Consider the following 13,053-nt stretch of genomic DNA (forward strand, 5'->3'; position numbering starts at 1 on the left):
CCACCGACGGCGTCCCCGCCGAGGACGTGCACGCCGCGCTGCCCGGGCTGCCCGCCGACGTCGTCGACGCCGCGGTCGAGCGGCTGACGGTGCGGGCGCTGCTGTGGGGCGAGGACGTCCTGCACGCCCCCGACCAGGTGCGCCGCGCCGTCCGCCACCCCGCGGGGCTCGGCCGCCGGGCCGCCGACCTGCGGGTGACCCTGCCCGCGGACCTGCCCGCGGCCGTGGGTGCCCTGGACCCGGCCGAGCGCGAGGTGCTCGAGCGGCTGGCCGGGGACCGCCCGGTGGGCCACCTGCCCGAGACCGGTGCCGGCCCGGCCACCCCGGCCCGGCGGCTGCTGCAGGCCGGGCTCCTGGCCCGCATCGACGCGCTCAACGTCGAGCTCCCCCGCGAGATCGGCCTGCTGCTGCGCGGCGACGCCCCCTACGGCCCGCCCCGCCTGCGCCCCGAGGCGGCCGCGGTCGAGCGGGACCCCGCCGTCGTCGACCGGCAGGCGGCGGGCGCGGCGCTGGAGGTGGTCGGGCGGGTCGGCGAGCTGCTGGCGGTGCTCGAGGAGGAGCCGGCCGGGCTGCTGCGCAGCGGCGGGGTCGCCGTCCGGGACCGCAAGCGGCTGGCGAAGGGGCTGACGGTGTCCGAGGCCGACGCCGGCTGGCTGCTGGAGCTCGCCTTCGCCGCGGGCCTGCTCGACGTCGGCGGCCCGCACCGCGACGAGTGGCTGCCCACCCGCGGCTACGACCTGTGGCGCGAGCAGACGCTGCCCGACCGGTGGGCGACGCTGGCCGCCGGCTGGCTGGAGAGCACGCGGCTGCCCTCGCTGGTCGGGTCGCGCGACGTGGCCGGCAAGGCGGTCAACGCCCTGTCCCCCGACCTCGTGCGGCACACCGCCCCGGCGATCCGCCGCTCGGCGCTGGCCGCGCTCGTCGACTCCCCGCGCGGGAGGGGACTGGCGCCCGACGACCTGGTCGCGCTGCTGCGCTGGCGCACCCCGCGGCGGGCCGACCGCCTCGCCCCGGTGCCGGACATGCTGACCGAGGCCGGGCGGATCGGCGTCCTCGTGGGCGGGGTGCTGTCCTCGGGCGGGCGCGGCCTGCTCACCCGCGGCGAGGAGGGCGCGGCCGACGGGATGCAGGGGCTGCTGCCCGAGCCGGTCGACCACGTGCTCGCCCAGCCCGACCTCACCCTCGTCGCGCCGGGGCCGCTGGTGGCCGGGCTGGCCGACACCCTGGCCGTCGTCGCGGACGTCGAGTCCTCCGGCGGGGCGACGGTGTTCCGGGTGTCGGAGTCCTCGGTCCGCCGCGCGCTGGACGCCGGGTGGTCGGCCACCGACCTGCACGACCTGTTCACCCGCGCCTCGCGGACGCCGGTCCCGCAGGCGCTGGACTACCTCGTCGACGACGTCGCGCGGCAGCACGGCCGGCTGCGGGTCGGCGCCGTCGAGTGCTACGTGCGCTCCGACGACCACGGCCTGCTCTCGCAGGTGCTCGGCGACCGGCGGACGGCCGCGGCGGAGCTGCGCCGGCTCGCGCCCGGCGTGCTGGTCAGCGGGCTCGGCGCCGACGAGGTGCTCACCGTGCTGCGGCAGGCCGGGTACGCGCCGGCCGGGGAGTCGCCGGGCGGCGCCGTGCTCACCCGCCCGCCGGCCCGGCCCGTGCGGCGGGCCGGCGCCCGGGCCGCCGCCGTCGGCCGCGGGACGCCCGCTGACGCCGGCCGAGGCCGAGGCGACCGTCCGCGAGATCCGGGCCGGCGACGCCGCGCTGGCCGCCCGCCCGGCCGCGCCGGTGCGGCAGGTCCCGGGGGTCACCACCGCGGGCACGCTGGAGCTGCTGTCCCGCGCGATCCGCGAGGGCACCCCGGTGTGGCTGGGCTACGTCGACGCCCAGGGCTCGGGCAGCCAGCGCGTGGTGCAGCCGGTGTCACTGGCCGGTGGTTTCCTCCAGGGGTGGGACGAGCGCCGGCAGGAGAACCGCACCTTCGCGGTGCACCGGATCACCTCGGTGGCGCTGGCCGACGAGGAAGCACCGGCCGCCGGCAACGGTTGACGTGACAGACGCCCACCCTCCGAGGAGAGGCCACCCATCCCCGTGAACGACGGACCCCTCATCGTCCAGTCGGACAAGACGCTGCTGCTCGAGGTCGACCACCCGGCGGCCCGCGAGTGCCGCGCGGCCATCGCCCCGTTCGCCGAGCTCGAGCGCTCGCCGGAGCACGTGCACACCTACCGGGTCACCCCGCTGGCGCTGTGGAACGCCCGCGCCGCGGGGCACGACGCCGAGCAAGTCGTGGACGCGCTGGTGCGCTACTCGCGCTACCCGGTGCCGCACGCGCTGCTGGTCGACGTGGCCGACACCATGGACCGCTTCGGCCGGCTGACGCTGGTCAACAACCCGGTGCACGGGCTGACGCTGGCCACCACCGACCGCGCGGTGCTCGAGGAGGTCATCCGCTCCAAGCGGGTGGCGCCGATGCTCGGCGCGCGGATCGACCCCGACACCGTCGTCGTCCACCCCTCCGAGCGCGGGCGGCTCAAGCAGGCGCTGCTCAAGGTCGGCTGGCCGGCCGAGGACCTCGCCGGGTACGTCGACGGCCAGGCGCACCCGATCGAGCTCGACCAGGACGGCTGGCACCTGCGCGACTACCAGCAGGAGGCCGTCGAGGGCTTCTGGGCGGGTGGCTCGGGCGTCGTCGTCCTGCCGTGCGGCGCGGGCAAGACACTGGTCGGCGCCGCGGCGATGGCGCAGGCCAAGGCGACCACGCTGATCCTGGTGACCAACACCGTCTCGGGGCGGCAGTGGAAGCGCGAGCTGATCGCGCGCACGTCGCTGACCGAGGAGGAGATCGGCGAGTACTCCGGTGAGCGCAAGGAGATCCGCCCGGTCACCATCGCGACCTACCAGGTGATGACCACCCGCCGGAAGGGCGAGTACCGGCACCTGGACCTCTTCGACGCCCAGGACTGGGGCCTGATCGTCTACGACGAGGTGCACCTGCTGCCCGCCCCGATCTTCCGGCTCACCGCCGACCTGCAGTCCCGCCGCCGGTTGGGCCTGACGGCCACGCTCGTGCGCGAGGACGGTCGCGAGGACGACGTCTTCTCCCTCATCGGGCCCAAGCGCTACGACGCCCCGTGGAAGGACATCGAGTCCCAGGGCTACATCGCGCCGGCCGAGTGCATCGAGGTGCGGGTCGGCCTCGACGACGAGGAGCGGATGACCTACGCGGTCGCCGAGCCCGAGGAGCGGTACCGCATCGCGGCGACGGCGACGTCGAAGCTGCCGGTGATCCGCCGGGTGCTCGACCGGCACCCCGACGAGCAGAAGCTGGTGATCGGGGCCTACCTCGACCAGCTCGACGAGCTCGGCCGGGCGCTGGACGCGCCGGTCATCCAGGGGTCGACCACGAACAAGGAGCGCGAGCGGCTGTTCCAGGAGTTCCGCACCGGGGAGATCAAGACGCTGGTGGTCTCCAAGGTCGCGAACTTCTCCATCGACCTGCCCGAGGCCGCCGTCGCCGTCCAGGTGTCGGGGACGTTCGGGTCGCGGCAGGAGGAGGCGCAGCGGCTCGGCCGGGTGCTCCGCCCCAAGGCCGACGGCCGGCAGGCGCACTTCTACACGGTGGTCAGCCGCGACACCCTCGACGCCGAGTACGCCGCCCACCGGCAGCGCTTCCTCGCCGAGCAGGGCTACGCGTACACGATCGTCGACGCCGCCGACCTGGCCGGTCCGGGTGAGGTCAACGGCCCCGACTGGGTGGACGAGCCCGCCGACTGAGCCCGCGGGGTCGGGGCGCTCCCGAGCGCCCCGACCCCTTACTCCTCCGTGAGCTCGTGCAGGACGTCGGCGGCGTCGCGGTCGCCCCTGCTGGGGGGCTCGCCTCCTGGGGCGGTGGCCGATCTCACCGGCCCGGGCCGGCCAGGTGTGCGACCGTGGAAGCGGGTCCGCCACGGACTCCCGGACGAGCGGCGCCGTACCCGGACAGCGACAAGACGGCAGCCTCGGGAGTCGTCGTGTCCTGGTTCGTCCTCGTGCTGTCCGGTGTCCTCGAGGCCGTGTGGGCGACCGCCCTCGGCCGCACCGAGGGCTTCACCCGGCTCGTACCGACGGTCGTGTTCGTCCTCGGCCTCGTCGCCAGCATGCTGGGGCTCGCCTATGCGATGCGCAGCCTCCCCGTGGGGACGGCGTACGCGGTCTGGGTGGGCATCGGGGCGGCGCTGACCGCCGGCTACGCGATGGCGTCGGGCGAGGAGCCGCTGTCGGTGCTGCGGGTGGTGCTGCTGCTGGGCATCGTCGCCTGCGTCGTCGGGCTGAAGCTCACGCACTGACCCGTGCGCCGTCCTGCTCCTGAAGGTGGCGGAACCGGCTGGAGCCGGTCCATCAGCGGGTCGGCGCCTGGTTCCCGGTGAGGAAGCCCGCGAGCACGGGCGCGAGGACCTCGTGGGCGGGGACGTGGCCCTGTCCGGGGACCTCGGCGTACCGGCCGTCGGGCACGGTCGCGGCGACCTCGCGGAGCGCCGCACGCCAGTCCGCGCCGCTGGCGCCCCCGCCGAGGACGAGGGTCGGGATGCTGATCGAGGCGAGCTGGTCCGTGGGGAGGGACAGGTCTCCGCAGAGCGCCTGGTCGTAGGGCAGCGTGTGGGCCAGCGCCTCCACGGCCGGCCACCACGGGGCGCCGTGCATCTGCTGCACGACCGGTTCGGGGATCCCGGACCCCACGAGATGGGCGGTGACGGCGCCCCGGCGGTCACCCTCCTCGAGCAGGTGCTCCACCCGCCGGCGCAGCACGGCCGCGTCGGCGTCACCCGTCCCGGATCGGAACGGCGGTTCGTAGACGGCCAGCCGGTCGATCGGGACGCCCGCCGCGGCAGCCGCCAGCGCCAGCCGCGCGCCGCTCGAGTGGCCGTACACGAGGGCCGTGCCGCCGGTGGACCCGATGACCGCCGCGAGGTCGTCGATCTCCCGCTCCACCGCGTACGGAGCGGTGTCCCCGCTCGAGCCGCGCCCCCGGCGGTCGTAGGTGTGGACGGTGGCGGAGCCGGCGAGCAGCGGCACCAGCCCAGCGGGCGACCTGCGGTCGCAGAGGGCGCCGGTGACGAGCACCAGCGGGGGTCCCGAGCCCTCGTCGTCCACGGCGATCGGGGTGCCGTCCGTTGACCTGACCGTCCGCATCCGCGCTCGAGGTGTCGTGGGCCCTCGGGGTGGACCGGCCGACGGTGATGGACTCATCGGTGCCGCAGGGTCCGGCCTGCGCCCCGCTCAGTAGGGCGGTGGGGTGGTGGCGGCGGTGAGGCCGGTGGGTGTGGTGACGGTGAGGGTGCCGTCGGGGGCGAGGGTGTGTCGCCAGCCGGGTGCCTGGTGCTTGCCGCGGTGGTGGCCGGTGCAGTAGCCGGCCAGGTTGGCGGCGGTGGTGGGTCCGGTGGGCCAGGGGACGGCGTGGTCGAGGTCGCTGCCGCGGGGGACGCGGCGGCGGCAGCCGGGGAAGCGGCAGCGGCGGTCGCGGGTGCGGACGTGGCGGTCGAGGGCGGCGCCGGGGCGGTAGCCGTCGGCCCGACCGGGCGGGCCGAGGCCACCGCCCTGGGCGATTGCGCGGCGCAGGGCGGGCAGGTCGGTGAGGGTGAGCAGCGCGCCGGTCAGGGCGTCGGTGAGCACCAGCCGCGGGCGGTCGGCGAGCCCGCCGCCGCCCGTTGCGGCCAGCAGGCCGGTGAGGGCCGCGCGGGCGTGGTCGGTGGCGGCGGCCAGGGCGGTGAGGGCGTCGGGTGCGGTGGTGACCCGCCCGGCGGGGCTGTTCGCCCAGGCGGCCTCGTCGGCGGCATCGGCCCGGGCGGCGGTGGCGACCAGCCGGCGGGCACGACCGAGTGCCTGCTGCGCGGCGAGGACCGCATCGCCGGCCGCGTCGACCGCGCGATCGGCGCGCGCCCACCACCGGTCGGACGCCCCGTCCGGCAGCGGCCCGTCCTGGGGCGGTGGACCGGTCTCGGGCGGTTCCTCGTCGACCGCCCAGCGGGCCTGCAGCTCGGCGGCATCGACCAGGGGCGGCTGCCCGCCGGCCAGTTCCTCGGTCAGCACGCGGTGCACGGTGTCGGTCCACCACCGCTCGAACTCCGGGTCCACCGGCACGGCCGGCCGGACCGGGACCTCGATCGGGCCGAGGTCATGGCTGCCGGCGGGCCGAGAATCGGCGGGTGCGGTGCCGGCCGGAGCGGTGTCGGCGGGTGCGGTGTCGGCGGGTGCGGTGTCGGCGGGTGCGGTGTCGGTGGGTGCGGTGCTGGTGGGTGCGGTGCTGGTGGGTGCGGTGCTGGTGGGTGCGGTGCTGGTGGGTGCGGTGCTGGTGGGTGCGGTGTCGGTGGGTGCGGTGTCGGCGGTTGCGGTGTCGGCCGGGGTGATGAGTGGGTGGCCGGTCAGCGCAGCCAGCAGCGCGCGGACCGTCTCCGCCGGCACCACCTGCCCGTCGATCTCGCACGGAGCGTCTCCGCCGAGCAACGCTCCCAGCGGCGCGACCACCGACAGGACCACCTGCACCGGCGGGAGGTCGGACTCACCGGGCCGCAGCACCAGGTCCAGCAGGCAGTCGGCCATCCTCTGCCCGCGGGTCCGGATGTCATCTGGATCGGCGGGCAGCGCGTCGGCGTAGGCACCCAGCGCCGCCACCAGCGCCGCCGCCTCCGGGGTGGTCAGCAGCGCCGAGACCACGCTCGTCCCCTCGACCCGGTCCGGCCGGGCGCTGACGCCCCGCTCGCGGACCGCCCGGGCCAGCCGGTCGGCCGCGGCGCGGGCGTCGTGCTTGAGCACCTCCCGGCGCGCCTTGTCTCCCAGCTGCGCCGGGGTGGTCACCCGCCCCGCCGCCCACACCAGCAGGTCGGCCTCCAGCCGGGCGCGCAGCGCGTCGTCGGCGATCGGGGCGACCCTGTCCAGCAGCGGCCACACGTGCCCGACGTGCAGCACCCCGGCCTCCAGCGCCTCCAGCGTGGCCGGCAGCCGGTGCACCAGCGTCAGCGACCGTTCCAGCAGCGCCTGCGCCGCCTCGGCCGACAGCGACAGCGCGACCGCCAGCTCCTGGGTGGCCCACTCGCTCACCGGCCGCAACACCGCAGACCGCCGAGCCCACCGCTCGGCCGACATCGCCCCGGGCTCACCCTGCGCCCGGTCGGCCGCAGCGGGCCGGGACGCGGCGAACGCCGCCACCGCTCGCGCCTGCACCGCCGTCTGCCGGGCGATCTCTCGCACGGCGGCCTGCACCTCACCCAGCGGCCCCGACGACATCCCGACCGGCGGCACCGGAGCCGGAGCGGTCAACACGTCGTCCACGTGGTCGATCATATGTTCGAACACACCATGGCACAAGCCGGTGACCAGCGGAGATGCCGGCTGTTTGCCGGTTCCCGTCGGGCCGACCACGCGGGGATCCGCCGGCGCGTCGGCCCTGGGGTCACGAGCCCGTCCACCTCGCGCCGTCACCCGGTGAGCCGGACGGCGGCCGCCGTGGTCGACGCGGTGTCCGCGCGACCGGCGTCCGGGTGCGGCCCCTGCCGGCGACCGGGACGAGTTCCTCCCCGGGCTCCCCCGGGTGTCCGGGACTACCGTTCCCCGGGTGCTACCTGCCAAGGACCTGCCGGACCTCGTCCGGCGCCGCCTGTGGGAGCTGGGGATGAGCGTGCAGGAGGCCTCGCGCCGCGCGCGGGGCACGATCGCGCCGGAGGTCCTCGAGCGGCTGGCCCGCTCCCGCGGCCGCGCCTTCATCAGCGCCCGGCTCGCCGGGCACCTGGCGCGCGCGCTCGACGTGCCGGAGAACCGCGTGCGCCGCGCCGCCGACCTGCCCGAGGTCCCCGACCCGCGCGCGGACGTCCCCACCGGTCCGCACCTGCGGCTCGTCGCCACCGAGCCCGCACCGGACCGGGCCGCCGGCGAGGCCTGAGTCCCGCCGGGACGCGACGGACCGGTCCCTCCACGGTGTGAGGACCGCCACGTCCCGCCGGGTCGCGCGGCGAAGCCGCAGGTCAGCGCGGTGTGCCGGACCGCGTATACGACGCCTCCCGTGAGGCGCGCGGGAGGTGGCCGGTTGGGCGTGTCCCCTCCGGCGCAGGCAGGATGGGCCCCGAGATGGCGAGTGCAGCACGGGCCGGGGCGGTCGCCCCGCAGACGACCAGCCGACCGCTCCGGGCATGGCAGCAGGCCGCCCTCGAGCGTTACGAGCAGTCCTCGCCGAAGGACTTCCTGGTCACCGCGACCCCCGGTGCCGGCAAGACGACCTTCGCCCTGACCCTCGCCGCGCGCCTGCTGCAGCGGCGCGAGGTGGCCCGCGTGATCGTCGTCTGCCCGACCGACCACCTGCGGCTGCAGTGGGCCGACGCCGCCGACCGGATGGGCATCGTGCTCGACCCCGGGCTCACCAACGCCGTCGGCCCCGTGCGCGCCGGCACGCAGGGCTACGTCACCACCTACGCGCAGGTCGCCGGCAAGCCGATGCTGCACGCCGCCCGCGCCACCGCCGTCAAGACGCTCGTGGTCCTCGACGAGGTCCACCACGCCGGTGACGGCCTGTCGTGGGGCGAGGCGATCGAGGAGGCCTACGGCTTCGCCGCCCGCCGGCTGTGCCTGACCGGGACGCCGTTCCGCACCAAGCCCGACGAGCGGATCCCCTTCGTGCGGTACGAGGAGGACGGCTTCGAGGGCGACTCCGGCGACGGCGCCGGGCTGGTCAGCCGCGCCGACTACACCTACGGCTACAAGGAGGCGCTGTCCGACAGCGTCGTCCGCCCGGTCGTCTTCGCCGCCTACACCGGCACCGCGCGCTGGCGGAACTCCGCCGGCGACGTGGTCGCGGCCTCCCTGTCCGAGGCCGGCACCCGGTCGGTCGAGATGGCCGCCTGGCGCACCGCGCTGGACCCCAAGGGCCAGTGGGTGCCGCACGTCATCGCCGCGATGGACGAGCGGATCACCCACCTGCGCGAGAACGGCATGCCCGACGCCGCGGGGCTGGTGCTGGCCAGCGACCAGGACAACGCCCGCGCCTACGCCCGCATCGTCAAGCGCATCACCGGCAAGGCGCCCGAGCTCATCCTGTCCGACGACCCCAAGGCGTCGAAGAAGATCGAGCGGTTCGCCGCCGGGTCGGCGCGGATCGCCGTCTGCGTCCGCATGATCTCCGAGGGCGTCGACGTCCCCCGCGCCGCCGTCCTCGCGTGGATGACCTCCTACCGGACGCCGCTGTTCTTCGCCCAGGCGGTCGGTCGCGTCGTCCGCTCGCGGGCGCCGCACGAGACGGCCACCGTGTTCCTCCCCGCCGTCCGGCCGCTGCTCGGCCTGGCCGCGTCGATGGAGAAGGAACGCAACCACGTCATGCCGCCGCCCAAGGCGCAGGACCCGGAGGCGCTCGACCTCGACCCGCTGCCGCCCAAGGAGCGCGAGGCGGTGGGCCTCAAGCAGTGGGAGGCGCTGGAGGCCGACGCCCGCTTCGCACACGTCCTGCACGGCGGGACGGCGCACACCGGGGACGGGTCCGGGCCGGTCGCGGCCGCGCCCCTCGGCGTCGAGGAGGAGGACTTCCTCGGCATCCCCGGCCTGCTCACCCCCGAGCAGACGGCGTCGCTGCTGGCCAAGCGGGACGACGAGCTGCGGCTGCGGATCGCCCAGCGGGTGCACGACGAGGACACCGGCGAGCTGCCCGTCGTCGAGGACCACCCGGAGGAGGACGAGGCCGGTCGCTCCTGGCGCGACGTCGCCGAGCTCCGCCGGGAGATCAACCGCCTGGTCAGCCGGGTGTCGGCGAAGACGTCGACGCCGCACGCCGTGGTGCACACCCAGCTGCGGCAGCACGTGCCCGGCCCGCCGTCGGCCTCGGCGTCGGTCGAGGTCCTGCGCGCCCGCCGCGAGCGCCTGCGCACGATGTTGTGACGGGGTCGTGCACTTCCGCGGAGGTGCACGACCCCGACCGTCCTCAGGCCGTCGGCAGCAGGCCCCTCGACGCGGCGAGGGCGACGGCCTCGGTTCGGGAGCCGGCACCGAGCTTGGCCAGGATGTTGCTCACGTGCACGCTGGCGGTCTTCTCGCTGATGTAGAGCTCGCTGCCGATCTGCCGGTTGGTGCGCCCGCGGGCGAGCAGGGCCAGCACCTCCGCCTCGCGCGGGGTGAACACCGCCGCGGTGTCCACCACCCGCCCGGCGCCGGGCAGCTCCAGCCGCGCCCGGCGGGCCAGCGCGGTGACCGCCGCAAACAGCGGGGCGGCCCCCAGCTCCCGCGCGGTCCCGGCCGCGGCGGCCAGCGGCGCGAGCGCGGCGTCCCGGTCGCCGGTGGCGACCAGCGCCTCGGCGAGCCGCCACCGGCTGCGCGCCTGCTCGTAGACGTGGCCGTAGCCGAAGGCCTCCGCGGCGGCCGTCCACAGCACCGGGTCCGCGCGCCCGGCCAGCCGGGCGGACTCCGCCTCCAGCCGCGCCAGCCAGGCGGTGGCCTCGACCCCGTGCCCGCCGAACACGCGCGTGTGGTCGGCGACCGCGTCCCGGGCCAGGCCGGCCACCGACTCCCCGGCCTCGGCCCACCGGCGCTCCGCATCGGCGTCCCCGGTCAGCCGTGCGGTAGCCGCCGCGTCGGCGACGGCGGCCAGCGCCATGGCCCCCAGCCGCAGGACGGCGAGCCGGCTGGCGCCCCACAACCGCTGCAGCGTCTCCGCGGCCTCCTGCGTCCGGGCGACCGCGGTGGCGGCGTCGCCGGCCCACGCGGCCAGGTCGACCTCCGCGCCCGCGGTGGCCAGCAGCAGGAGCACGTGCGCGTCGAGCCGGTCGACCAGCCCACGCGCCCAGGCGACCCGCCCGGCCGCCGACGGGTCGCCGCGGCCGACCTGCACCAGCAGCCCCGCCGCCCGCACGTGCGCGGCCATCTCCGGCACCCGGGCCAGCCGGTCGGCCAGCGCCAGGCTGCCGTCCCAGTCGCCGATCACGTACCGGGAGACGACGCCGAGGTGCCGCAGCTCCGCGGCGTAGAACGACCACTCGACGCCCAGGGCGCGGGCCCGCTCCAGGCCCACGTCGCTCCAGCGCAGCGTCTCGGCCGACTGCCCGGCCTCCCAGGCCACGGTCGCCAGGTTGAACAGCACCCGCATCTCGACGTCGGCGTCGCCGGAGCGGCGCGCACGGGCCAGCGCCTCCTCCAGGCGCGGGCGCGTCGCGGCCGGGTCCCCACCCTCGACGGCCTGGGACCGCACCAGTGTCACCGCGACGTCGGCCCAGGCGCTGTCCAGCCCCAGGGCATCGGCGGCGGCGAGGGCCTCCTCGGCGGCGGCGTCCCCCTCCTCCCGGAGCTCCGCGTCGTAGCAGGCGCGGGCGTGGGTGGCCGCCGTCCAGGTGCGCACCGGCGAGGGCGGCGTGGCCGGCACCAGCTCCATCGCCGCGGTGCTCTCCTGCAGGGCGGACGCCGCGTCCTCGATGCGGGCCAGCACCTGCGCCAGCGTGTAGTGGACCCGCGCGCGGAGCTCGCGGTCCCCCTCGGCGCCGAGCAGGTCCTGCGCCGAGCGCAGCAGCGCCACCGCGCGGTGCAGCTCCCCGCCGCGGCGCGCGGCGCCCGCGGTGTCCAGCAGCAGCTCGGCCTGCCCCCGCCCGGCGCGCTCGGCGGCGTCCGGCACCGCCGGCCACAGCGCGAGCACCGTCTCCAGGTGCTGCAGCCACTCCGCCGGGGCGCCGACGCACCGGGCGGCGTCGGCGGCCTCGAGGGAGGCCGACAGCGCGCCGGCGAGGTCGTGGCTCTCCCGCAGGTGGTGCGCCCGCTCGGCGGCGGTGCCGGCCGCGGGGTCGGCCGCCAGGTGTGCGGCGACGGCGGCGTGCAGCCGCACCCGCTCGCCGGGCAGCAGGTCGGCGAGGACGGCCTCGCGCACCAGCGCGTGCCGGAAGCGGTAGGCGCCGTCGGGGTCGACGACGAGCAGGTGGGAGTGCACGGCCTCGGCCAGCGCGGTGTCGAGGTCGCCGTCGACCGTCGGCCGGACCACCGCTGCCACGAGCTCGTGCCGCACCCGGCGACCGGCGACCGCGGCCACCCGCAGCACCTGCTGCGCGGCCGCGGTGAGCTGCTCGACCCGCGCCAGCAGCACGTCGGTGAGCCCGAGGGGCAGCGTCTCCCCGGCCAGCCCGGCGGCCAGCAGCTCCTCGGCGTAGAAGGCGTTGCCCTCGGCGCGCGCCACGACGTCGTCGACCGTGCGGTCGGCCACCCCCGCGGCCAGCCCGCGGACCAGCTGCTCCACCTCCGCGTCGGACAGCGGGGCGAGGTCGAGGCGCTCGACGCCGGGCAGCCGGACCAGCTCGGCCAGCAGCGGCCGCAGCGGATGGCGCCGGTGCAGGTCGTCGGAGCGGTAGGAGGCGACGACGGCCACCGGCTCGTCGCTCAGCCGGGCCAGCAGGTAGCGCAGCAGGTCGCGGCTGGACCGGTCGGCCCAGTGCAGGTCCTCGAGGACCACCAGCAGCGGCGTGTCGGCGGCGAGCTCGGCCAGCGCCGCGGCGACCGCCTCGAACAGCTGCAGCCGGCCGTCGTCGACCGGCGGGCGCAGCGCGCGGGCCGGGCCGCCGAGGTCGGCGGCGTCCGGCTCGCGCGCGGCGGCCGACCGGGCCGCGAACAGGCCGGCCGCCCCGTCGCCGAGGCCGGCGGCGACGGGGCGGAGCAGGTCGACGAAGGGCAGGTAGGGCAGGCCGACCTCGCCGAGGTCGACGCAGTGCCCGGCGAGCACCCGCAGGCCGCGGCCGGCCGCGCGGGCGGCGAGCTCGTCGAGCAGGCGGGACTTGCCCACGCCGGCGTCACCGGCGACCAGCACCGCCGAGCCGCGGCCGGCGGCGGCCCGGTCGACGGCGGCCAGGAGCGTGGCCAGCTCACCGGCCCGTCCCACCAGGGGTCGCCCGTCCCACCTCGGCACGGCGCCGATCGTGGCACGGGCCGCCGACGGTGCCGTCACCCGCGCGACCGGCGCGACCGCCACGGCCCCCGGCGGGTCCGGGTGCCGCGGCCGATCGCCTGCAGGACCTCGCGCCGGTAGGCGAGCTCCGCCTCGAGTCCGGGGTTGGGGTAGGGGTTCACGGTCGTCTCCTC

9 protein-coding genes, 1 pseudogene and 1 riboswitch are annotated in these 13,053 nt (G+C 77.1%); of the genes and pseudogenes, 6 read left to right on the forward strand and 4 right to left on the reverse strand.

Features of this window, described 5'->3' with window-relative positions:
• Positions 1-1,124 precede the first annotated feature (1,124 nt).
• From JD79_RS23330 to JD79_RS03200, 4 genes and pseudogenes are all read left to right on the forward strand, one after another.
• Positions 1,125-1,466: pseudogene (locus JD79_RS23330) on the forward strand (helicase-associated domain-containing protein); the annotation flags it as partial.
• Positions 1,467-1,854: 388 nt separating this feature from the next.
• Entirely contained in the window at positions 1,855-2,040 is a 186-nt protein-coding gene (locus JD79_RS23335) for a WYL domain-containing protein (protein WP_245900303.1), read from the forward strand.
• Positions 2,041-2,082: 42 nt separating this feature from the next.
• The gene (locus JD79_RS03195; protein WP_110004364.1) at positions 2,083-3,768 is read left to right on the forward strand and encodes a DNA repair helicase XPB; all 1,686 of its coding nucleotides are present in this window, start codon (positions 2,083-2,085) and stop codon (positions 3,766-3,768) included.
• Positions 3,769-3,928: 160 nt separating this feature from the next.
• A riboswitch (guanidine-III (ykkC-III) riboswitch) is annotated at positions 3,929-3,994 on the forward strand.
• Between the two features lie 10 nt (positions 3,995-4,004).
• Positions 4,005-4,319 (forward strand): DMT family transporter, encoded by a 315-nt coding sequence (locus JD79_RS03200; protein ID WP_211307846.1) that lies wholly within the window; start codon positions 4,005-4,007, stop codon positions 4,317-4,319.
• 52 nt (positions 4,320-4,371) lie between these two features.
• Here JD79_RS03200 and JD79_RS03205 read toward each other — a convergent pair whose 3' ends face one another.
• Together JD79_RS03205 and JD79_RS03210 are read right to left on the reverse strand one after the other, a co-directional pair.
• On the reverse strand, positions 4,372-5,124 hold the full coding sequence (locus JD79_RS03205; protein ID WP_245899605.1) for an alpha/beta fold hydrolase: 753 nt from the start codon (positions 5,122-5,124) through the stop codon (positions 4,372-4,374).
• Between the two features lie 126 nt (positions 5,125-5,250).
• Entirely contained in the window at positions 5,251-7,299 is a 2,049-nt protein-coding gene (locus JD79_RS03210) for an HNH endonuclease signature motif containing protein (protein ID WP_245899607.1), read from the reverse strand.
• 283 nt (positions 7,300-7,582) lie between these two features.
• Here JD79_RS03210 and JD79_RS03215 point away from each other — a divergent pair, with 283 nt between their 5' ends.
• The gene (locus tag JD79_RS03215) at positions 7,583-7,906 is read left to right on the forward strand and encodes a hypothetical protein (protein WP_110004368.1); all 324 of its coding nucleotides are present in this window, start codon (positions 7,583-7,585) and stop codon (positions 7,904-7,906) included.
• Between the two features lie 185 nt (positions 7,907-8,091).
• Positions 8,092-9,885, forward strand: coding sequence for a DEAD/DEAH box helicase (locus JD79_RS03220; RefSeq protein ID WP_110007372.1), 1,794 nt, complete (start codon positions 8,092-8,094; stop codon positions 9,883-9,885).
• Between the two features lie 43 nt (positions 9,886-9,928).
• Here JD79_RS03220 and JD79_RS03225 read toward each other — a convergent pair whose 3' ends face one another.
• Entirely contained in the window at positions 9,929-12,880 is a 2,952-nt protein-coding gene (locus JD79_RS03225; RefSeq protein ID WP_110007373.1) for an ATP-binding protein, read from the reverse strand.
• A gap of 35 nt (positions 12,881-12,915) precedes the next feature.
• Positions 12,916-13,041: a hypothetical protein gene (locus JD79_RS24140; protein ID WP_281270266.1), complete on the reverse strand. Its 126-nt coding sequence runs from the start codon at positions 13,039-13,041 to the stop codon at positions 12,916-12,918.
• Between the last annotated feature and the right edge of the window lie 12 nt (positions 13,042-13,053).

The organism is Geodermatophilus normandii (genome assembly GCF_003182485.1).
GTDB lineage: Bacteria > Actinomycetota > Actinomycetes > Mycobacteriales > Geodermatophilaceae > Geodermatophilus > Geodermatophilus normandii.

Bases quoted from the DNA above. Each gene is read 5' to 3' on its own strand.
- JD79_RS03220 (WP_110007372.1), top strand. From the start codon at position 8,092: ATGGCGAGTGCAGCACGGGCCGGGGCGGTCGCCCCGCAGACGACCAGC.